This is a genomic window from Amycolatopsis sp. NPDC003865 (assembly GCF_053605345.1).
In genome coordinates this window covers 171,216-191,904 of record NZ_JBSGJA010000020.1, presented here as the reverse complement: position 1 = coordinate 191,904, position 20,689 = coordinate 171,216, and the positions used below count along the sequence as shown (strand labels likewise).

Sequence of the window (20,689 nt, the reverse complement as noted above, 5' to 3'; positions counted from 1 at the left end):
GCAAATGCGGTTCCACCACGCTGAACCAACTCAGCGGAGCGGGCTCTGGCGCTTCGCTGTCTGGATGAAGGTGGACCCGTTCCACGCATAGGTCTCGGTCAACATGATGTCCGGGCTGGCTTGGACGCCGGTGTCGCTGACGGCCTCCCCAGAAATGGTGAACGAGCGCGTGCCGAACGTCAGCGTCGTCGTCCGGAAGTCATCGTTTTTCCCCGCAGCGAACAGAAGTTGCGGATGGGGACCCGCGGTAGCTCCGTCGTAAACCAACGCCCAACTGGGATTCGATGACGTGTCGGTTGGGCATGCCGCGTCGACAATCGCGTCCTTCACGCCATCTCCGGTCAGGTCAACGAACTGAATGGCCGGGCGAATTACGTCCCATAGCTCGCCGGTGCTGGGGAGGCAACCCAATGCATCCCGGGTGAGACTTTCCCAGTTTGTCTCTGACCAGGTGATGTGTCTGACATCGACGTCGCTGAAAGCTAACGAATCATGAGTAAGTTCGGCGAGTTGGCCGGTTTCGCGGGCTGCGTTATATAGGTCTGGAATCGCGTTCAATGCGCTGATCGCGGCGCTGAAATTCTCCTTGAGTTGATCGCCGACGGCTTTTAAGCTGGTGTTAAGGCAGTCGCGCGCAGTGGAGTATACCTCTTTTAGTCCTTCTTCCGGATTTTCTTGCAGAACACTGGTCAGCTTCCCTGTGCTGTGCGCACAGGTCAGAATACTCTGGAAGAAGTCGAAGAAATTGATGGGTTCTTCGCCGCGAAGTATGGATCCGGGACCAGCGATGCGCTCTCTTTCGATATACGTTCGCATTGTTGCGATGAGTGTCAACTCGTCTTTTGCGTTGGCGAATATTTCGACTCGCAGCTCCGTGACCTCGTGTTCGAATTTAGCGCCCTCGGGTAGTACGCTGAGTAATGCCAGAATTACGTTCATGGCGATCGCCTCGGCGTCAGGGGTGATCGCCGCGTGCCATTCTGGCTGATTGGTCAAGGTGGTGCTGAGTCCTGTGGACGAAATTCCCAGGGGTGGCAGGTAGGTGTGGCCGACAGCGTATTGAAGCCAAGCTGGAATCACCTGGTCCAGATTTTTGAACGTAGACCACGGCGGTTGCGGAGTCGTTCCGCTTGGGCTGATCACGTCAAACGGGAGGTGGTAGTGATTCTCAAGAAGTAATCTGGTTGAAGATTCGGTTGCTACGCACCCGTGTACCTTAGGTGGTTGCGGCGTTACTTTGTAATCATCATTCTGTTTCGTCTGGCATTCGGCACTCTGCTGGCGCGGAAAGAATGCTTCATTTGCGGCATTCCTTAGTGCATCGAGTTCCAGTTTTCCCAGCGCCAGCAGGCCGGTAATTTCACTGGCTGCTGTCTTGATGCCATTTGCTGCAATGTTCAGAGCCTTCGAAACTATGTCCTTGCGGAAGAGGCTGAAGTGTGGCGCGATCGCGCTGATCGTCCTGGATTCTGGATTGTAGCTTGTATCTAAAGGAATCCACATCTCCAAGGACGGTTCGTACATTGAGATGAAAAGGTTTGTCGTCGATGGCCGATATGTGCCTACCTTATTTAGATCGGCGGCCGCGACAGGAAAAACCACAGAAGTATCCGAGGTGACACGCTTTGGCTTGATATCGTAGACTGGACTCAGTGTCGTGGAGACCGCGGACAAGTTGTCCGGTGGTATGTTGCTCTTTAGTGCGATTATTGAAGCTTCGGCGAATCCCGTCCCTGGCGTATAGACCGTCGGCAGAGTCGACTCTTGTCCTAGAGGCAGGGGGTGATCGGCTGACGACGCGGCTACGGTGATCGCCATGAACGCGCTGACTGCGGTCGCGACCGCGCGTGTGATAGTTCTCATTCGATCGACTCCTCGTCGGCCGCGGGCACGACATGAGTCGTTGGTGCATGGGGCGCCGTTACGGCAATATGCCGAAGGGCATGCTGATGTCTGGTCGCTCCTTGACTTCGCGGGAGTTCAGAGCCGTCCGACGTTAGCGCGAGACGTTCTTGACGCTCGGTCGGGTGAACGGTACGAGCGCCTGATGCCCGGTCGTTGACCTAGGCTGTGACCGGCAGCGAAGGCGGGATCCGCGAAGGTGGTGTGTGGTCATGTCCGGTGCGGAGCGCCGGCGCCACGCCCCGCTGACGTGGACCATCGCCCCGGAGAGCACAGCCGCCGAAACGATGCGCAGTGTGCGCGCCTGGATCGCGGACCATCTCGGCGAGGTCGCCGGAGCCCATCGCCGCGGGGTGATCATCGTGGCTACGGAACTGGTGACCAACGCCTACGGCCACGCTGGTGGTGCCGCTACGTTGCGCATGAGTCACGACGCGGTGGGGTGCCGGGTTCGGATCGAGGTCGATGACCGTTCCGTCGTCCGGCCCGTGATCGTGCCGCCGCAGCTCGGCCAGCGTGGTGGCCGGGGAATGCTGGTCGTTCGGTCGCTGTCGGAGGCGTGGGGTGTTTTCGACGATCCCGTCGCCTGCACGAAGACCGTGTGGGCGGAGGTGTCGTGCGGTGGTGAAGACCGGCTCCCGTGTCCTTCAGGAGTCCGGACGCCTGCAGGAAAACGACATCAGCCGAACAAACCGCATAGCAGTCCGGACAGATGCGTGGGCAGGCACAGGGCGAAGCCTCAGTGAGTGTAGGATCAACGTCCTGCTCGTGAACCACCACCGCTGTGCCGGCAGCGTCCGGTGCCGCTGCCGAGCCGGGATCCAACAGCGAGGATGAGCGCGGTGCACACGGGCGCGGCCAGGTGGTAGCGGTCGGCCAGCTCAGCGGCTTCGTCCACATCGGCTGCCGTGGCATACCCGAACTTCAGGCACGCTCGGCCGCTGGTGTTGGCCGACGTTAAGGAGCCCTTGCCCGGTCCGGGAGATGGGCATTGCGGTGTTCAGCAACCACATGGAGACGAAGACGGTCATCACCGACCTCGGCGGCTGATGGCAGACACCGGCTGTTCCTTTCCGAAATCCCGAGTGTCGACGACCGCGCGAAACCGGCACCCGGCGGGCTACGGTCGTCGTTGCAGGCCGGCGCGCTCCCTCCCCCTCGGCGCGCTGGCCTGCGTCGTCGACCCCTCCGGAACGCCGGGGCTCTGACGAAGTGGCGAAGCGGGGTCCGTCCCCTCAACTTGACAGCGCCCGCCCAGTCTCGCACTATCCGAACAAGTGTTCGATGAGTGTTCGGGTTCGCTCGCGGCTTCCCCACGCGGGTGTCTCCGGTGCGTGTTCGTGGTGCTGGAGGTGCGTGGTGGCGGTACCGGAGGCGGTGGCCGGGCTCGCGGCGATCCCTGGTGTCCGTACGGCTGCCCAGCTGGGTGCCCCCGACTCCGAGGCCGCCTCGGCTCCGGCCGGGATGCTGCCGGTGACGCCCGTCCTGGCCGAGATCCTCCCGGGCGGCGGGCTGCGTCGCGGCACCGCCGTGTCAGTGTCCGGCTCGACGGCCCTGATCCTTGCGCTGCTGGCTGAAGCTACCCGCGAAGGGTCGTGGGCGGCGGTCGCCGGCCTGCCGGAACTCGGGGTGGCCGCAGCCGCCGAACTGGGCGTCGAGCTCGATCGGCTCGCCCTGGTTCCTAATCCTGGCGCCGAGGCCATCGCGGTGGTCTCGGCGCTGATCGACGGCTTCGACCTGGTGGTCCTCGGCCCCGTCCTCGCCCGCGCGACTCAGCCGCAGGTCGCCCGCCGGCTGGCCGGGCGCGTCCGCAACCGGGGCGCCGTCCTGCTCACCGCCGGGCCATGGCCAGGAGCGGACCTCGAACTCGACGTCTCGAGGCGTCGATGGCACGGCATGACCGATGACGGGTTCGGTCATTTGAAGGTCCGCGACGTCGTGGTGACCAGCCGCGGCCGCGGTGCCGCAGCACGGCCACAGGCCCACCCCGTGCAGCTGCCAGGCCCCGGCGGCGCCATCGCGGCCGGCCAGCCCCGCGTCGGCGGACGGCTGACCGAGGTCGCCGGATGAACCGCAGCACGAGGTTGAGGCGCTCACCGTTGTCGCCCAGCCCGTCCCGGTCTCGCTGATGACCAGCGACCAGTCCGCCGGGATCATTCGCTCGGGCGCGCGCGGAGAGTTCGGCGATCTCGTTCCGGTCCGGCCAGGCGCTGGCAGGCGCACGGTGTGCCTGCGTGGTCACCGGCTCGATCTGGACCTTTACGACAAGCTCGCGCCCTACAGCCACCGCTACCAGCTACACGGCACGTTGTGCGAGGTCTGCCGCGCGCAAGAGGGCCTCGATCCGTCCGAGCGCCGCCTCGCCGAATGGGTGCACCTCGATGTCACGACCCAGTACACGCCGGAGACGGCGCCAGGTGCGGGCGTGGTCGTGGTCGTTCACCAGCCGCCGGCCGGGACGCTCAGCGGCCGGCTCGAACTACGCCTCGACGGCCGCGAGGTCGCCACCGCGACCGCCTCGATCTGCGGTTCGTGCCGGGCGGCGACCCTCGACTACGTTCACGTCACCGCCGAGCACCGCCGTCTCGGCTTCGGTCGCACGCTGGTGGCGGCCGCGGTGGCCCGTGCGCCGGGGTACCGGTGGACGGCGCCGGTGCCCAGCGGGCCGGTGGCCTCGTCGTTCCGGGCGCGCATCGCGATGCGCCGCGCCGGTCCACCCTGCGCTCACCACGGTGGCGACGACGTCGGGCGATGAACGCGCAGGAACCGGATCAGCCAGCCACGTCAACCGATGTCCGGGACGGTTTCACCGCGGCTGCATCGAGTCGTAGAGGGCCTGCGCGATGGCCTTGACCCTGTCCTTGCAGCCCTGCGTGTCGTCCGAGGCGGCGTTCGCGTCGTCGATTCCGGCCTTGAACGTCGCGTTGCTGTCCAGGATGACCAGGTCGCACATCTTGCCGTTGGGAGCCGGCCCCCACGCCGCGCGCTCGCCGAGGCGCGTTGCGGGGTCCAGCGCGTAGCCGCCCGATGAGGTGTCGATGTTGAATCCGGTGCGTTGCCGCGCCACGGTGTTCACTTCCACGTCCAGGTGGACGGTCACGGCGTTGGCCGGGTCGGTGAAGGTGCACAGCCAGCCCTTGCTTCCTTGCAGCGGCGTGTCCGAACTCTTCGGGGGCAGGTTCCCGGCCCGGGCGGCGACGTCGTCGCAGCTGGCCAGCGGGGCCGATCCGTACTTGCCGTCGGCCTGGTCGTAGCTGCTGTTGCTGCCACCGCGGTTGAGCACGACGAAGACTCCCACGGCGATGCCGATCACCACGACCACACCGATGGCCACGATCGCGATGATCCATCCGGTGGAGGGTCCTCGCTTCGGGGGTGGGGATGGCGGCCCGCCTTGGTACTGCGGGAAGCCCGGGGGGACCGGTGCGTTCACGGCTGCGCCTTCCGGGTCACAGGTTGACCGCTTGCGGCCACTGGCCACCGGGCAGCCGGGGGTCGTTCATCAGGCCCTTGGCGTCGCGGACGCTGGCCAAGGTACCCATCAGCCTGGTGGCGATCTCGGCTAGCCGGTTGATCCCGTTGGTGACCAGCCCGCCGATCACACCGGCCAAGTCCTTGGCCGCAAAGGGAATCCCGACGACGGAGGCGGTCTCGAGCGCTGCTGTCACCAGTGCCCCGAGGAAGTCGGCGACGATCTTCACCAGGCCGGTCATGAATTCGACGTTGAGCTTGGCGATGTTCATCAGCCAGCTGCTGATCGCATCGGCCTTCCCGCCTTGGCCGCCGATCGCCTCGACGGCGTCCCGCTGGATCTTGGCTCGGTTGCGGTACTCGGTGGCAGCCGCACCCTCCCAGTAGGCCAGGTTGGGGTCGGCAGGGGCTTCCACCGAGCTCACCATGGCGGAGAAGTCCTTCTGCACGTGGTCCTGCCAGTTGAAGCTCTGCACGATCAGCGACACGACCGGCATGTGGTGCTCGACCGCGTACTGCACCAGCTTCACGAGCTTGTCCAGGCCGTCACGGACCTTTTTGAGCGCGTCGGAGACCCAGATCAGCGCCGGGCCGAGGACGTACTTCCAGTCGTTGACGTGGTGGACCGCGGCGTTGAACTTGTCGATGACCTTGTGGATCTCACCCTCGATGGTGTTGAACATGTCGTCGAGGGGACCGGTGTAGGCCTCGGGGCCCGCTGGTGTCGTCATGGCTACTGAGGCGCCGTTCCGTAGATCTTCTTCAGGTCGATTTCGGTGACTTGCTCGGCCAGTTCGTACATCTGGGCCGTCTTCTGCAGCGCGTCGTCGACTTGGTCGAACTCGATAACGGCTCCCGTGATCGCCGTTTCCACGTACGAGCGCAAGGATTCGTAGGTGTCGCTCAGCAGTGACGCGTTGAACGCTTCGGTGGCCAAGGTGAGGGGATCGCCGACGAAGAACGCCATCGGGCCCAGTGTCGCGTTCTGCACGACGGGTTTCACCTTGCTCACGGTGTCGGCGAAGCCACGCCATTTCGTTCCCTCGACGCGCACCGCCGAGGTGATGACCTTGTACCCGACCATCGTCAGTCCCCCTAGTCGTCGTACCGGAACTCGAAGACGTCCTCGTCGTCGTCTGGCGACGGCGGCCGGGTCGAGCGCGGCGCCGTCTCGGCGACGGATGCGGCGAGGCCGGCGGCCGCGAAGAGCTCGAGGACGTCCAGGCGCAGCCGGTCCGAGCCGGCGTTCGCCAGCGCGTTGACCGATCCGCTCAGCCCGGCGGGGCTTCCGCCTCGCAGGTGCAGCACGAAGAACCCGCGCGGGCTCCTGATGTCGCTGGGCGGGGTCGTCGTCCGGCTCGCGTCGAGACGATGGATGTGTTCCAGCTGGTCGTCGATGTCGTTCATCCGTGCACGGATCGCCGCGATCCATTCGTCATACGGCAGGGATTCGTCGAGAACGGGCAGTTCCGCCGGGCGGTCCGCTGCCGCTGGTTCTCCGGTGTTGGCGAGCTCGACGACCATGGCGCGCTGAATGGCGGTGACGTAGGTCTGAAACAGCACCCCGGCCAGTTGCGGGGCCGGTATCCGGGATACCCAGCTGCGTTGGATGCCGACGTCGGTCACCTTGCGGCGAGCGTCGACCGCGATTCTGATGGTGCCGCTGGCGTCCCGCGCTTCATACTCGGCGGCGGGCTCGACTCTCTCGCCGCCCGGCTGCAACAGCTCGTTGAGCTGCGCGTCTACCGCGGCAACGCTGGGCATGTCGAGCTCTGCGAGCACGACGTGGTCAAGATTGAACGCCAACGGTCCTCCCCGTGCGGCCATGACTGGCTCTACCGTCGCGACGACCATACAGGTAGGTAGTTTCTTTCGCGCCGATTCACCCGTACGGGGGACTTAGACGACCTTGTCAGCGGTCACATACGCGGATTCTTGACCCAAGAGGAGCGGGGCCGATGAGGGAATCAAGCAATGAGCGTAAGGGGAGAGACCGGGAAACGTTCGTTGAGGAGTATGTCCACGAGGCCCGGTAGCTCAGCCGGCAGCAGTTTGTCCGCACATTGCGACAGCTCGGCGACTGGCCACCAGCGCCGCTCGATAAGACCGGCGCGCTCGTTCGCGGTGTGCCGGACGGCGACCTGCGGTGCGGTCCGGTCGGTGCGGGCGAGGTACACGTGGTCTAGGCGGTGATGCTCGCGGCCGCGGTACGTGAAACGGCTTTCGCGGGTCCAGAGCTTACGGCCGATCTCGTCCAGGACGAGACCGGTCTCTTCGGCGATCTCGCGGCGCGCGGTGTCCTCAAGCTTCTCGCCGGCGTCCTGGCCGCCGCCGGGCAGTTCCCACCAGTGGTGACCAGTGTCGTCGGGGTCGCGGGCGTGGATGAGCAGAACTTCGTCGTCGCGGTTGAGGAGCAGGACGCGGGCGCCGACTCGCAGGGCCGGTTCGCTGGCGACGGTCATCCGGTGGGTCCTCGTGCTCGGCAGCTGGCGTGGCGGCCGGGCACGAGCACCCCTGGTTCAGAAGAGCGTTGCCTCGCGGTTCGCGGCCGGTTCGGACGTTATCAGCGGCGCGGTCGCGGTCAGCGTCAGCTCGACGGCGAGTCCCGAATGGTCCGTCAGCGGGGGATCGCCGTGACGGGTGTCGTGGACGTACGAGCAGCGCTGCAGGTGCTCGATGAGCGCGGTGGAGGCGTGGGCGTGGTCGTAGCGGTAGCCGAGTTCGGCGCGGCGGGCCCAGCTGTGCTCGAGCGCGGTGGGGTGCAGTGTGCGGAAGGCGTCAGCGAGGCTGTGGCGTTGGGTCAGCTCGGTGTAGAACGCGGTCTCGAAGGGCGCGAACTGCCCGGGGTGCGGTGGCATGTGACCGGGCTCGAGGACGTTGAGGTCACCAAGAAGGAGGACGGGGGAGTCGTCGGCGGTGGCTTCGTAGGCCTGGTGGAAGGCGTCGATCCATGCGCGTTTGCGGGTGGTTTTCGCTTCGGTGGTGTCGCGGGAGGGCACGTAGGCGCCGACGATGCGCAGCGGGCCGCGGTCGGTGTGCACCACGATGCCGGCCAGCCGAGCCGGCAGGTAGGTCATCGCGGCTCCGATGCGGTCCACCGTGGACTTCAGCTTGGACAGCAGCATGACGCCGCGTTCCTTGTCGGCGTGCTCGGGGTAAGTGACCGACCAGCCGGAGTCGGCGAAGGAGTCGGCGATGAGGTGGGTGCCGGGGCCGGAGCCGGTTTCGGTGAGCACGAAGACGTCCTCGTTGCGGCGGGCGAGCCAGTCGCGCTGGCGGCGGGCCCGTTCGAGGGCGGGATTGCCGACGTTGAGGGTGAGGACGGTCAGGGGCATGCCGAGCTCTCCGTGAGAATGCGGTCGATCACATCGACGATGGTGCCAGCCGTGGTCCTGGGGTCCTCGGCGCAGTCGATGACCTGGACGGGCCAGCCCTGGTCGTGCAGGAACGTCGTGGCCGCGAGGTAACCGTAGGTTTCGCGCAAGCTGCTCCCGGGCGTGCGTTCGAAGCGACTGTGCCCGCCGCGCACACGCAAGCGGCTCTCGACGTCGGCCGGGGCGTCGTTGAGCGCGCAGACGAGGTCGGGGCGGTAGGCGCCGTGGTTGAGCGCCCAGACGACGTCGAGCGGGATGTCATCCAGCCCCTGGAGGACCAGCGAGGACGCCACATACCGGTCGCAGAGCACGACTTTGCCCTCCGCGAGGGCCGGAATGATCTCGATAGCCAGCTGGTGGTGGCGGTCTGCCGCGCAGAGGCAGGCCAGAGCCATGCCGCGGTAGGTGTCGGTGCCGTGGCGGGCCAGGTCGCCCAGGGGGGATCGGGACGGCTGGACGGTGGCGTGCACGGGAACACCGTCCGCTTCGAGAAGCTCGGCGACCAGCGCGGTGACCGTCGTCTTTCCGACACCGCCAGGCCCCTCGAAGGTCACCAGCGTCCCTGGCAGCCGCGAGGCGCTCATGCGACGTCCAGCGGCAGCAGCCGGTGTGCCTCGGCGGTGACGGGGCACTGCTCGGTGTCGACGTCGCCGATGCGCCCGCCCGAGGCGACGACGGCGGCCGGGCAGCCCTTGCCGCACTGGGGCTCGAGGCTGCACGACGTGCAGGTCGGGTTCGCGCCGACCTGGTACCGGTCGTGGAAGCGGTAGGCGTCGAGACGGGCGGCGAGGTCCCGGTCGGTGAAGATGTTGCCGACGATGAAATCGGTGTCGGGGTGGCGGGAGACCGGCGTACGGGCGGCGAAGACGAGGTACGGGCAGACGGTGACCTCGCCCGGGGTGAAGACGTAGATGATCGTTCCGGCTTCGCAGCCGGCCAGCGGCTTGCGATCGGTATTGGGGAAGCGGATGTGGGCGACGTCGAGGTCGGGGCCGTCGAACGGGGCGGTCAGCTCGAAGATCTCCTGCATGTGCATGGTGGTCTTCGCGAGTTTGCGCTGGGACTTCACGCCGCGGCCCATGCTGCCGAGCGGGTTGAGCAGGACGTAGCAGGCGCCGTTCTCGCGGGCGAACTCGCACAGCCGGACATATTCTTCGTTGATGGCCAACGAGTTCGGGGTGCACAGCAGCCCTTGCAGGAGGCCGGCCGCGGCGAGCTTGCGGACGTTGGCCACGGTGATGTCGAAGGAGCCACGGTCTCCGCGGAACAGGCCGTGGGACTCAGCGGCGAATCCGTCGAGCGAGACGTTGACGTGGACTCCGGCCGTGGCGAGCTGGCGGATGAGTTTGTCGTCGAGCTCGGTGGCGTTCGTGCAGATGCCGACGTCGATCCCGGCGTTGCGGAAAGCGTGCACGATGCCGAGGAAGTCCGGGTGGATCGTCGGCTCGCCGCCAGTGAGCGTCACCCGCCGGACCCGGGCGTCGGCCAGCCGGGGGACGACCTTCTTCACGACCTCGGTCAGCGGCATGTCCTTGCCGTGCTTAGTTGCGGAGACGAAGCAGTGCGCGCAGCGCAGGTTGCACCGCTCGGTGATCTGGACCAGCGCCTTGCGATACGGGGTGTCGACGGTGGTGCGGAAGTAGCAGCTCGAAGCGTGCTCGTCGGCGGCGATTGGGCGGACGGTCATCGTTTGCTCCTTTGAGGACGAGACGAATGGTTGTCGCTGTACAGCTCAGTTGCGTCCGAGTCGGTTCTCCCTCGGCGGGATACCGCGCTGCTGCCGGACGATCGCATCGCAACGTTCGCACTGGTGGGGAATCGTGCGGTGCCGCCGTTGGCTCAGCGGCAGGAATGCAGTGACTCCCGTGACACCGCAAAGCATGGTGATCTCCTCGCCTGGGTCCGGAATGCCGGTAAGACGTGCGTGGTGCCACACGCCATCCACCACCGGGTGGATCACCAGGGGATCGATGTAGATCACCGCGTCGGTCATGACGCTCGGTCCAGCGTGAAGTCGCGTAGGGCGGCGGCTGTGGCCGACTCGCTGAGTGCCTGGCGCCGAAGCGCCTCCGCGGTGCTCGAGTACGCATCGAGCAGAGGCTTCTCGGTGAGGTACGCGGTGCAATGGATGTTCTTGAACGCCACTGCCATCGAGGTGAGTCGCTGCTCGAAGAGCGTGAACGCGTACGGCGGACTCAGTTCGTTCGCCGTCGCGGGCACGATCCGAACAACGACATGCTGCAGACTCGCCGCGCTTCGGAGGCGGCGGATCTGTTCGTCTGCGTCAGCCTCGTTGCTTGCGGTACGTACGGCCTCCTCGCCGATGAGGAAGAGGTAGCGGCGAGGACCGTCGAGCATCGCTTGCTGGCGAACGGTTCGTTCAAGTGGTTCGAGTTCGGGAAACGCCGCCTTCTCCTCCGCGCAGGGCTCGCGGTCGAAGCGTTGCGGAAGCCGAAGGAGATCGGGAAGGTGGAAAGGAGCCCATTCCACGACTCGGTGCGACATCTGCTCATACGTCCACATCAGACTGAAGGTCTGCATGTCCTCGATCGCGATGAGGTTGTCGTCGTGGACGTGTTTGGCCAGCTTCATGAACTTCTCGTACTCGGCCCCGCTGATTCCGAGGAAGCCGAGGATGTGCGCTACGTCCGGAGAATGCGGGACGTGGGTTCCCAGCTCCCAGCCGGACAGGCGCGCTGGAGACACGCTGAGCTTGTCGGCGAGACGGCGCAGCCCGACTTTTCGCCGTTCGCGTACATCGCGGAGGCTGGAGCTGACGATCAACGCAGCGGGGCGGCGGATGGTTGGCAATGACATGGTCGGTCTCTCTGGTGGTGGTCGTTCTTCGGGGTTGCAGCCGAGGAGCGGCGATCCGCTATCGCCAGCGCTCCGGCAGTGGCCGCGAAGTGCCGAACTTCGGCCAGAAGGCGTCGAGCGCCAGCGTGGCCGCTTGATAGTCCATCTCGGTCAGTTGCTCGCCGTGCTTGCGCGGTCGACGGAGCTGTCGGAAAGCGGCCTCCATGGAGCTGGCGCCCTCCCGTCGGGAAGCCGTGGGCAACGAACTACGACCCGGCGGAGCAACCTGGACGCCGGGCGAAGCATCTGAGTCACCGGGGAACTTGTTGTCACCGAGTGCTACCGCTGTCGCTTGCATGGGTTTCAGCGTGCAGCGGTGGGTTGTGGCTGAAAACGACGTCCACGTATGAGTTTCGGCAGGTAGGAGTCGTATGGCGCCGGATTTCATACATCGGACGGATGGAATCCGGCACTGTGTTGTGTCCGATCGAATACACTGCGTGTCAGGTGGTTAAGGAGGGTCGCCAACGTGCAGATGCCGGTGAGAAGGTGCGAGAAGTGCGGCGCGCGCCTTGCTCGTGACCGCGTGAGCAACCACTGTGGGCCCTGCATCCGCCTGCTGGTCGGGCACGAGGCGCCACCTCAGCCGGACACCTTCTGGGCTGCGGAGAGCATCAGCGCTGCGCTGAAGGATCGGCATTTCGGCCGGCTCTTCGCCGCCTACCGCAAGGAATCCAACCCGCACGTGTCGCAGGCTGCGCTCGGCCGTTGGCTTGGCTTGACGCAGGCGCAGGTAAGCCGCCTGGAAGCGCCGGGCGCCCGCCCTCCGACCAACCTGGTGAACCTCGAACGCTGGGCGAAGGCCCTGCAAGTCCCTCCGGCATTGCTGTGGTTCAGCGTTTCTCATACCGTCGATGAATTGGCCGATTCAGGCGACGACACTAGCCTCGGCCGCGTGCAAAGGCGACAGTTCTTCAAGACCGCAGGTATCGGTGCCACGGCCATCGGAGCGTCCTTGCTTGGCGCTGCGCCGGCGGTCGCGGCCGGCCCGCCCAAGCCCCGCAGCACGGACGTCGAGATCGTGCGCGACATGACGGCGACGTTTCGGCGCCTGGACAATCGCTTCGGGGGCGGCCACAGCCGCGCGACGACGACGATCACGAACTACCTGACATCGACCGTTGCGCCGATGCTCAAGGACACGACACGACCAGCGGCCGCGCGGGCGGAGCTGCTCGGTGCGGCCGCCGAGCTGCACCAGGTTGCCGGGTGGATCGCCTTCGACGTCGGCAACGCCGCTGAGGGGCAGCGGCGCCTGCGCGATGCGTTGAAGTTGTCCCAGGACGCAGGCGACGACGCGCTTGAAGCCGAGATGCTGGCGGCCATGAGCCATCACGCCGCGTTCAACGGCGCCCCCGAGGTCGCCGTCGACATGGCACTCGCAGCACGACGCACCTCGAAGAGGTCGGGTCTGGCCGCTCTGCAGGCGGAGGCCGCGGTGCTCGAAGCACACGGCCATGCCCTTCAGCGAAACACCCCCGCCTGCTTTGCGGCCCTCCACGAAGCCGAACGAGCCTTCGAGCGCTTCTCGCCGGGTGCCGGACCGGCGTGGCTCAACTACTTCGACAGCGCCTACCTGTCGGCGAAGTTCGCTCACGTCTTCCGCGACCTCGGTTCTCCAGCCGAAGCTGAGCAGTTCGCTCGCCGGGCGCTCGGGATGGACGACGGATACGAGCGAGGCAGGTTATTCAACACCGCGTTGCTCGCGTCGACGCTGGCGGATCAGGGACGAGTCGACGAAGCGTGCGTGGAGGCCGCAGCTGCGGTGCGCATGAGCGAACACGTTCGGTCCATCCGTGGCGGCGCATACCTCGCCGACGTGGGCCGCCGGCTTGCTCCTCACCGCACCGATGGCCGGGTGCGGGCGCTGTACGTGCAAATGGACGCAGCCGGCGTGCCGACCCCAGCTCAGCGGTAGAACGCGAGGACGTGGAGCAGCGCGACCTGCGACGCCGCGCCGACGATCTCACCCTTGGCGATGCGCTCACGGACCGTGTCGAGCGGGATCCAGGCGATCCGCTCGGCCTCGTTGATGTCTTCGGGCTCGCCGACGTACTCCGCTCCGCGGGCCACGAAAAGGAGGTTCTCGGCGTCGGCGCTGCCGACGGTAGGCTGCATCGATCCCAGCGGTTCGACGTTCAACGGCCGCCAACCGGTCTCCTCCTCGACCTCGCGGACGGCAGTCGCCGCGGGATCTTCGCCGGGGTCGACGTAGCCGCCGGGCAGCTCCCAGACCCACCGGTCGATGATGAACCGGTGCCGCCACATCATGAGCACGCGGTCCTGGTCGTCGAGGACCGCCATCATCGCGGCCTTGGGCATGCGGAGCACGTACTGCTCGAACTTGACGCCGTCGGGTAACTCCACCGAGGCGATGCTCAACCGCAGGCGGCGAGTGTCGTCGACGATCCGCTCACCGTGGATCTTCCAGCGCGTCTGCTCTTGCCCGTTGGGTTCGATGGCCACGTCAGGAGATGCTACGACGTCGTCCGCGGGGTACGCGCGCTGTTGGACGAGGATCACCCTCTGTGCGTGCCGTTGCGTCGCGAGCGTCCGCGCGGAGTAGGCCGTACGAAAGCGCGAGGAGTTCCTTCAGGTCTGCGTCCATGCCAGGACGCGCCGGTCGGGCAACGACGTGTACGCCGGCCCTCGGCTCGCCTTGGGTGCTTAGGAGAAGACCCTCACGTAGCCGCTCCGCGGACAACGTCGTTGCGCCGCCGGTGACGTCGTCCGGTTCTAGATAGGGACTCAAGCAGACCAAGCCATCCCGGCATTCGATGGCTCGCCGATAGAAGTGCAAGCGCATGTGGCGCACGCGGAAGGCCTCGCGTCCTTGCGACGTCGTCGGTAGCAACGTGATGTTCGGAAAGGCATCGCACAATGCGGCCCACAACGGCCTGAGCTGGCGGTAGTGCTTGCGATCCAGGAACCACAATCGAAGCTTCACGATCCCGGCGCGAACACCGGGGTATGCGACCCCGAAGAAGAAGATGGAGATGCCCAGAGCCAGGAAGGGAGTGGTCCAGAAGCCGGTCCCCGGCACGACGTCCTGCCTAAGCACCAGTCGGCCGGCAGTCGAAGCGATCCGAGGTACATGCGTTCCCAAGCAGCAGACGACAAGGCCCGCGCCGGCCACGCGCAAGCTAAGCCGTACACGAGACTGAGCTTGGTCTCCAGCGCGCCAGGTCAGCGCCGTGCCGCGCGCCGTGGCGTAGGCCATGTAGACGTTGCCAATCAGGTAGAAGAGCAGTTGGTTCGTCGCCGAACCAGCCGCCTCGTAGCTGAAGCTGCCGGAGGTCTTGTCGGCGAGGACGAAGGTGGCCGCCAGGCCGCAGCTGGCGACCACCGCGATCGCGATCTCGATCAGGCCCCGCGTCGCAACGGCACCAGAATCCACTATGGACTCCAGCAACACGATCAGCAGGGCGAAGAAGAACGTCAACACGACGTTCTGAAACAGCTTCGGCAGCTGGCCCGAGGATGTCGGCAGCGCAAAGCCAGGATCCGCCGCGAGCTGCGCGGTCAACGCGAGGAAGACGAGAAAGGTGCATGTGGTGATCACCCGAAGGCCGCGGTCGACTGGCACGCGGACCAGCTGAGAGACCTTCCATCCGGAAGCACCGGCGGCTGCTCCCCACATCGCGAGGTTCGGCAGGTTCATCACAGCCAGCCCTGGTGGTCGTCGAAGGCCCCGTGCAGCCGTCGGCCGGCCTTGCTTGCCTGAACAGGTGAGAACTTCAGCGCTTCCAGCAAAGTCGCCCACTCCTTGATGACCGTGGCCACCATCTCGGCCTCGCGTTCCGCGACGGGGCTGTAGCCGTCGCGGCGCAGGGCGTCCCTGACGACTTCGGCCGGGATGTCGGGGAACAGGGCCGCGAGGCCGGTCGCGCCGCCTTCCGTGCTGTGGCCACTGATCATGTGTCCGACCTCATGCAGGATGATGTGGTCCTGGTGGGCGGCCGTAGTGTGCTGCTGGTACAGGATCCGGTCGGCGTCCGCGAAGGCCATCCAGAGCCCGAAAGCACCTGGGACCGGCAGCGGGTACGGCACGAGCTCTATCGGCCGCCCGCGGTGCTCGGCCAGCTTCAAGCACAGATCGCGGACGTCGAGCGGCGTGTCGACGTCCAGATCTCGAAGAAGCTTCTTCACACCTCGGCGCAGCTGCAGGTCGTTGCCCCAAGCGCCTTCGCGAGGGCTACGACGTGAGCGCAACTCGGTCGAGGATTCTCGTGATCGCCGCCGCTGTCGCCTTCGGGTGGCTGACCAGCCCGTTGTGGCCGCCCGGCAGCTCGGCGAACGGGACGCCCAGATCGCGAGCGAGCTGCTCGGCGCAGCGGTACTCCCATTGACCTCGGGAAAGTTCGCCGCCGGTGAGAACGAGGTTCGTCGACTTCGCGGAGTCGGCGAGGTTCTCGGCGACCAGAGATGAGCTCCGGACGGCGGGGAAGTCGTGGGCGAAGAAGTGCTGAAGGTTCGCCATCAGGTCGCCCGCCGGCGGTGCGGGCCGGGCGCCGTCTTCCATCGACTCACGCGCGCCCGTGAGCGAACCCATCTGGCGGATCGCGGCTCGGACGTCCTCCTGGGCCGTCGCCGCGACCTGGTCCAGCGCGGCCTCTCGCGCCGGGTCGAGGACGACCGCGCTCATCGGCGGCTCGTGAGCCACCAGCGTCGCCACCCGATCCGGCAGCAAGGCGACCAGATGGAGTCCGATCAGCGCTCCGATGCTGGCGCCGACGACGTGCGCAGGCTCCGAGGTGGACGCCGCCAGTACCGCGCCGGCATCAGCGGCGTGACGGCGCATCGTGACGGGCTCCGAGCCGGAAGAAATGGTGCTTCGGGAAAGACCTCGCCGGTCGTAGGAGATAACGCAGAAGCGGTCGGCCAACGCAGCGGCCAGCTGTTCGGTCGCTCCTGCTTCGCCGATGCCACCTTGGATGAGCAAGACGGGTGTGCCCTGCCCTCGGGATTCGACGTAGAGGAGCGCGCCATCGCACTCGACTTCGAGCTGCTCTACCTGCATCGGCCATCCCCGCTCTCATCGGCGGGAGACTTCGCCGTCCTGAAAGCGGCGGCCGCGCTGAAGAGCGAAGCTGTCACGACGGTCCTCCCAGCCCGTTGGTGATCAACTGTGGTCGATGGTGACAGATTGGCTTTGCGTGCCCGAGCCCTCCCGGGGCAAGTCACTCGGACGTGTGACCTTCGGCTGTCTCCCTGCTGGCCTGGAAGTCGATGAACGCGCGCACGCTGGACAAAGCGTCGGGCGAAAGGGTGCTCGCCCGAAGTGCGACATCGCGAACTCCATGAGCCGACAGCTTGGCCAGGAGTGCGTACTGCTCCTGGAGCTCGCGCGCCCGCCGGCTGGTGCCGAAGTACTCGAGGTCGACGCCGAAGTAGGTCGCGAGTTCCTGCACGAGCCTGAGCTTCGGCTCGTTCGCACCGTTGATCAGGTTGTAGAGCTGGCTCTTGGAGATGCCGACGTCCTCGGCCACCTCGGCTACCGAGTAAGACCGGCCGTTCGGGTGCTTCTTCACGTTGATCAGCCGTTCGAGCAGCTTACCGAACGGCTCGGTCTCGGCCGGGTCCAGATCTTTGGCCTCGGACACCTTGCCCCTTTCGATCGAGATTCCAACTTATTGGAATTTTGATCTCGATGCGTCCGGAAAATTTGACTCCGCATCCAGCTTTTCGTACTGTCCTTGTTGATCATTCCAACATATCGGGCAGCACGGCCTTCGGGAACCGCTGGAGACCGCTGTCGCTCGATCGGGTCCCCGCCCAGGTAGACGCCCCAACCGGTGCGTCTGATGCGCGGGGAGGCGCCATGAGGAAGATCGACAGCTTCGCGGCGGCGGTGCATCGCCAAAGGAGGCGGTGCGGGCTTTCCCTCGGCGAGGTTGCTGCGAAGGCCGGGTACAGCGCGAGCTACCTTTCGAAGCTGCTTCACGGCCACCGCCCGCTACTGCCGGCCGTCGTCCATGACCTCGATACGGCCCTCGCGGCCGATGGCGAACTGGACAGGATCGCTGCCGAACAGCGTGGCAACGGAAGTCCGGTCGTGCGCCCCGTCCAGCTGCCGCCGGCCGCGGCCGAACTCGTCGGCCGCGACGAACAGCTGCAGGCGATGGACCACGCGCTGGTGACGCAAGGGCGCCCGGGGGCGACGGTCACCATCGTGATCGAAGGCGGGTTCTGGACCGGCAAGACTGCCCTCGCCGTGCATTGGGCGGCCCGCGTGCAGGCCCGCTTTCCCGGCGGCTGCCTGTTCGCGGACCTCCGGGGTCTCGCGCCCGGTGCACCGGCCGATCCGGCTGAAGTCTTGGACGGATTCCTCCTGGCCCTCGGCGTGAACTCCGCCGAGCTCGGTACCACCACCCTGCAGGCCAGGATCGCGCGCTACCGGTCGCTGCTCGCCGATCGGCCCGCGATCGTGATCCTCGACAACGTGGCCGACTACCGGCAGGCGGAATGGCTCCTCCCCGGCGCGGGCAGCGTCGTGCTGGCGACCAGCCGTGAACGCCAGTCCGGCCTGGTGGCGCGCACTGGCGGTGCGGTCATCGATCTGCCGCCGCTCGCTCCCGAGCAAGCGATCAGCCTGCTCAGCCACCGCGTCGGAGAGGCACGCGTGCGAGCAGACGCGACGGCCGCCGAACTCGTGGTCGACCGCTGCGGCTGCCTGCCGATGACGGTTCTCATCGCGGCCGAGCACCTCCAGCGCCACCGTGACACGTCGCTGACCAGCCTGGCCGAGCGTCTCGACTCCGAAAAGACACGCCTCGACCTGTTCACGTCCAGCGACCCCGCGGTGAACATCCACGGCGTCGTCGACGTCTCGTACCTGGCCTTGCCGCCGATGGTGAGGCGGGTGTTCCGCTACCTCGGCGTCGGCCCGGCGAACAACGTCACGGTCGAGTCCGCCGCGGTGCTGGCCGATCTGGACGTCGAGCGCACTCGTGACGCACTTCGCCAGCTCGCCGAGGCGCATCTGCTGGAGCATCTACCCGACTGCCGTTACCGGCTCAGTTCGCTACTGCGGGCGTACGCCCACCAGCGTGCTGTGGTCGAAGAACCGCTTGCCGAGGTCGAGCGCGCTCACGACCGCGCACTGCGCTGGTACGCGGCGACGGCCTGGGAGGCGAACAACACGCTCATTCCCAGTTGGGCAGACAGCGGCATCACTCCGCAGAACGTCACCGGGACCGAACCGATGTCGTTTCGGGCCGGCGGCTTCGACGCGGCGATGGCCTGGTGCGAACAAGAGGTCGCGACCGCACTGCAGGTGGCGCGGAACGCCCGGACCTACGGAGCCAAGGACGTCTTGTGGATGTTGCCCACCGCGTTCCTCCCGTACTTCGTGCTCACCCGCAACTGGAACACCTGGCTGGTGGCCGCCCACGACGGGCTTGCCGCGGCACGGGCGGCCGGCAGCGACGCCGGCGTCGCCCGCAGCCTGCAAGCCCTCGGCTGGGTCGAACACGAGCTGGGTCGTAGCGACGATGGCATCGCGCACCTCGAAGAGGCACTTCACCGGCATGAACAGCTCGGTGACGATCGATCCCGAGCTTGGACCGCGTACGGCCTCGGACTGGCGTACACGGCCTCCGGCCGGGTCGCAGACGCGCGGCAACTGCACGAACTCGCGGATCGCCTGTTCGCAGCCTCCGGCGTCAAGATCGGACTCGCGGTGAACCGGGCTGCCTTGGCCGAGGTCTGCGATCTGGCGGGCGCGCCGGACAAGGCGATGGAGTACGCGCTCGACGCGCTGAACCGCGCGCAGATGTTCACGTCGAAAGCTGTTCTCGGGATCGCCCACCAACGGATCGGCACACTGCTCGCCCGGCACGGCCACCACCGGATGGCGCTGAAGCACTTCGACGACGCACTGGCCGTGCGCGGCCGGAGCTGGCAACGCTGGGGGGCCGCGGAGACGCTGATCTCGCGTGCCGATGTTCTCCGCGAGCTCGGCGAGGTCGAGCAGGCGCGAAAGGCGTACGTCCGGAGTTTGGAAGTCCTCGAGGCCATCCGTGACGGGCGGGCATCGGAGGTACGTGCACGGTTGGCCTCCATGGAGGCCACGAGCGCTGGCTGGCTACGGAGAACGTCCGCGACCGCCTGACACCCGTCCACGAGTCGGCGTAGTCTCGTTCCTCGTGAGGCGTGCGAGGGTGGGGTTCTTGCCGTGCTGTGCGTAGCGGGATTGGCCGCATGCGCACCGAGAGAATCGCAGACGGACGAGACCGCGCAGCGAATCGCCGATGCGATCGACTCACCGCCGCAGACCACGGCGGCGAACTACGCACGGAATGCCATCGAGGCCGCGCACGGCAGTTCGGAAGCCTTCGCCGTGGTCGAGATGCACGACAGCCCCTCCGACGACCTGGACGCGGTGACCGCGCATCTCGTTTTCGCGTGCACCACCCCGGAACGCAGGACGAGTTCTTCCCTCAGGATCCAGTGACTGCCTGCTACAACGTGGGCTTCAACTTCCGTGGCCTCGTCGAGGCGCCACGACGAACGGACTGCCCCGCCAATGCGAAACCTCTGGATCCACCGCCCATCCCGCTCTGGGAGGTGCCAGAAGGCTTCGATTCGGCCTTGCGGTCGGTCTTGACCGGCCTGCCGGCATCCGTGACCGACCAGGACGTATCGGCTGCTCTGGGGCGCTCGATGCCGCCTGTTCCGCTCGACCCGGAAACGCAAACCCGAGGACGGCCGCCCTTGCGAGACGTTGCCGTGCACGGAAACGACGTCGGCGTCGCGTTTCGGGCGGGCGACCGGCCCACCGGCGGCATCGACTGCCTTCTCGGCTCGCGGATCGGCGGCTCGACGCTGGTCTGGCGTCCATCGTGGACACAAGTTCAGCCGGGCGAACTCACTTGCACGGCGGACACCGCTCTGGGGCGGCAGGGTGTCACGCCTCCGCATTGACGTCTCCCTGTTGACAACGGTTGGCGTCTTGACTCGATCGGCACAAATTCGGCACTGAATGAGCACAACGCTGGGTTGATGGAGCAGTTCCATCGATGCGGCGTCAGGTCCACAGTGGATTCAACAGAGCCTCGCGAATCAGGCGGCTCTCCTTGAATCCC

The 20,689-nt window shown here is 66.4% G+C and carries 23 protein-coding genes; 7 read left to right on the top strand and 16 right to left on the bottom strand.

Annotated elements, in window-relative coordinates; genetic code table 11:
• Positions 1-30: 30 nt before the first annotated feature.
• Positions 31-1,863 (bottom strand): hypothetical protein, encoded by a 1,833-nt coding sequence (locus ACWEVP_RS37685; protein ID WP_452067352.1) that lies wholly within the window; start codon positions 1,861-1,863, stop codon positions 31-33.
• A 251-nt stretch (positions 1,864-2,114) separates the two neighbouring features.
• Between ACWEVP_RS37685 and ACWEVP_RS37680 the strand changes: the two genes are divergently transcribed.
• The 3 genes from ACWEVP_RS37680 to ACWEVP_RS37670 all read left to right on the top strand — a co-directional run bounded on the left by ACWEVP_RS37680 (position 2,115) and on the right by ACWEVP_RS37670 (position 4,657).
• Positions 2,115-2,648 carry an ATP-binding protein gene (locus tag ACWEVP_RS37680; protein WP_452067351.1) on the top strand — a complete coding sequence of 178 codons (534 nt, stop codon included), beginning with the start codon at positions 2,115-2,117 and terminating at the stop codon, positions 2,646-2,648.
• A 613-nt stretch (positions 2,649-3,261) separates the two neighbouring features.
• The gene (locus tag ACWEVP_RS37675) at positions 3,262-3,972 is read left to right on the top strand and encodes a hypothetical protein (RefSeq protein ID WP_452067350.1); all 711 of its coding nucleotides are present in this window, start codon (positions 3,262-3,264) and stop codon (positions 3,970-3,972) included.
• Positions 3,973-4,030: 58 nt separating this feature from the next.
• Positions 4,031-4,657 carry a GNAT family N-acetyltransferase gene (locus ACWEVP_RS37670; RefSeq protein ID WP_452067349.1) on the top strand — a complete coding sequence of 209 codons (627 nt, stop codon included), beginning with the start codon at positions 4,031-4,033 and terminating at the stop codon, positions 4,655-4,657.
• Between the two features lie 51 nt (positions 4,658-4,708).
• On the opposite strand, the gene ACWEVP_RS37665 is transcribed toward ACWEVP_RS37670, so the two are convergent.
• The 10 genes from ACWEVP_RS37665 to ACWEVP_RS37620 all read right to left on the bottom strand — a co-directional run bounded on the left by ACWEVP_RS37665 (position 4,709) and on the right by ACWEVP_RS37620 (position 11,564).
• Positions 4,709-5,236, bottom strand: coding sequence for a hypothetical protein (locus tag ACWEVP_RS37665; protein ID WP_452067348.1), 528 nt, complete (start codon positions 5,234-5,236; stop codon positions 4,709-4,711).
• 115 nt (positions 5,237-5,351) lie between these two features.
• Positions 5,352-6,104: a hypothetical protein gene (locus ACWEVP_RS37660; RefSeq protein WP_452067347.1), complete on the bottom strand. Its 753-nt coding sequence runs from the start codon at positions 6,102-6,104 to the stop codon at positions 5,352-5,354.
• A 2-nt stretch (positions 6,105-6,106) separates the two neighbouring features.
• A complete protein-coding gene (locus tag ACWEVP_RS37655) occupies positions 6,107-6,457 on the bottom strand; it encodes a hypothetical protein (protein ID WP_452067346.1) in 351 nt (116 codons plus the stop codon).
• 11 nt (positions 6,458-6,468) lie between these two features.
• Entirely contained in the window at positions 6,469-7,179 is a 711-nt protein-coding gene (locus ACWEVP_RS37650) for a hypothetical protein (RefSeq protein WP_452067345.1), read from the bottom strand.
• Positions 7,180-7,340: 161 nt separating this feature from the next.
• Positions 7,341-7,835 carry an NUDIX hydrolase gene (locus ACWEVP_RS37645; protein ID WP_452067344.1) on the bottom strand — a complete coding sequence of 165 codons (495 nt, stop codon included), beginning with the start codon at positions 7,833-7,835 and terminating at the stop codon, positions 7,341-7,343.
• Positions 7,836-7,892: 57 nt separating this feature from the next.
• Positions 7,893-8,708 (bottom strand): endonuclease/exonuclease/phosphatase family protein, encoded by an 816-nt coding sequence (locus ACWEVP_RS37640; RefSeq protein WP_452067343.1) that lies wholly within the window; start codon positions 8,706-8,708, stop codon positions 7,893-7,895.
• Complete coding sequence (tmk, locus tag ACWEVP_RS37635) at positions 8,699-9,331, bottom strand: dTMP kinase (protein ID WP_452067342.1); 633 nt, start codon at positions 9,329-9,331, stop codon at positions 8,699-8,701. The genes ACWEVP_RS37640 and tmk overlap by 10 nt, the downstream gene beginning before the upstream one ends.
• A complete protein-coding gene (locus tag ACWEVP_RS37630) occupies positions 9,328-10,434 on the bottom strand; it encodes a radical SAM protein (protein WP_452067341.1) in 1,107 nt (368 codons plus the stop codon). The genes tmk and ACWEVP_RS37630 overlap by 4 nt, the downstream gene beginning before the upstream one ends.
• Positions 10,435-10,479: 45 nt before the next feature.
• Positions 10,480-10,740, bottom strand: a complete 261-nt coding sequence (locus tag ACWEVP_RS37625; protein ID WP_452067340.1) for a hypothetical protein — start codon at positions 10,738-10,740, stop codon at positions 10,480-10,482.
• The gene (locus ACWEVP_RS37620; protein ID WP_452067339.1) at positions 10,737-11,564 is read right to left on the bottom strand and encodes a Scr1 family TA system antitoxin-like transcriptional regulator; all 828 of its coding nucleotides are present in this window, start codon (positions 11,562-11,564) and stop codon (positions 10,737-10,739) included. Before ACWEVP_RS37620 ends, ACWEVP_RS37625 begins: the two co-directional genes overlap by 4 nt.
• 514 nt (positions 11,565-12,078) lie before the next feature.
• Between ACWEVP_RS37620 and ACWEVP_RS37615 the strand changes: the two genes are divergently transcribed.
• Positions 12,079-13,521, top strand: coding sequence for a helix-turn-helix domain-containing protein (locus ACWEVP_RS37615; RefSeq protein ID WP_452067387.1), 1,443 nt, complete (start codon positions 12,079-12,081; stop codon positions 13,519-13,521).
• Here the strand turns inward: ACWEVP_RS37615 and ACWEVP_RS37610 are convergent.
• The 5 genes from ACWEVP_RS37610 to ACWEVP_RS37590 form a co-directional block, all read right to left on the bottom strand.
• The gene (locus tag ACWEVP_RS37610; RefSeq protein ID WP_452067338.1) at positions 13,512-14,069 is read right to left on the bottom strand and encodes an NUDIX hydrolase; all 558 of its coding nucleotides are present in this window, start codon (positions 14,067-14,069) and stop codon (positions 13,512-13,514) included. The genes ACWEVP_RS37615 and ACWEVP_RS37610 overlap by 10 nt on opposite strands.
• Before the next feature lies 1 nt (position 14,070).
• Complete coding sequence (locus ACWEVP_RS37605) at positions 14,071-15,264, bottom strand: MAB_1171c family putative transporter (protein ID WP_452067337.1); 1,194 nt, start codon at positions 15,262-15,264, stop codon at positions 14,071-14,073.
• Positions 15,264-15,752: a hypothetical protein gene (locus ACWEVP_RS37600; RefSeq protein ID WP_452067336.1), complete on the bottom strand. Its 489-nt coding sequence runs from the start codon at positions 15,750-15,752 to the stop codon at positions 15,264-15,266. The genes ACWEVP_RS37605 and ACWEVP_RS37600 overlap by 1 nt, the downstream gene beginning before the upstream one ends.
• Before the next feature lie 46 nt (positions 15,753-15,798).
• The gene (locus ACWEVP_RS37595; protein WP_452067335.1) at positions 15,799-16,623 is read right to left on the bottom strand and encodes an alpha/beta fold hydrolase; all 825 of its coding nucleotides are present in this window, start codon (positions 16,621-16,623) and stop codon (positions 15,799-15,801) included.
• 160 nt (positions 16,624-16,783) lie between these two features.
• Complete coding sequence (locus ACWEVP_RS37590) at positions 16,784-17,206, bottom strand: helix-turn-helix domain-containing protein (protein ID WP_452067334.1); 423 nt, start codon at positions 17,204-17,206, stop codon at positions 16,784-16,786.
• A 218-nt stretch (positions 17,207-17,424) separates the two neighbouring features.
• On the opposite strand from ACWEVP_RS37590, the gene ACWEVP_RS37585 reads away from it, so the two are divergent.
• From ACWEVP_RS37585 to ACWEVP_RS37575, 3 genes are all read left to right on the top strand, one after another.
• Entirely contained in the window at positions 17,425-19,716 is a 2,292-nt protein-coding gene (locus ACWEVP_RS37585) for a tetratricopeptide repeat protein (protein ID WP_452067333.1), read from the top strand.
• 63 nt (positions 19,717-19,779) lie between these two features.
• The gene (locus ACWEVP_RS37580) at positions 19,780-20,058 is read left to right on the top strand and encodes a hypothetical protein (RefSeq protein WP_452067332.1); all 279 of its coding nucleotides are present in this window, start codon (positions 19,780-19,782) and stop codon (positions 20,056-20,058) included.
• A gap of 14 nt (positions 20,059-20,072) precedes the next feature.
• On the top strand, positions 20,073-20,528 hold the full coding sequence (locus tag ACWEVP_RS37575) for a hypothetical protein (protein WP_452067331.1): 456 nt from the start codon (positions 20,073-20,075) through the stop codon (positions 20,526-20,528).
• Positions 20,529-20,689 lie beyond the last annotated feature (161 nt).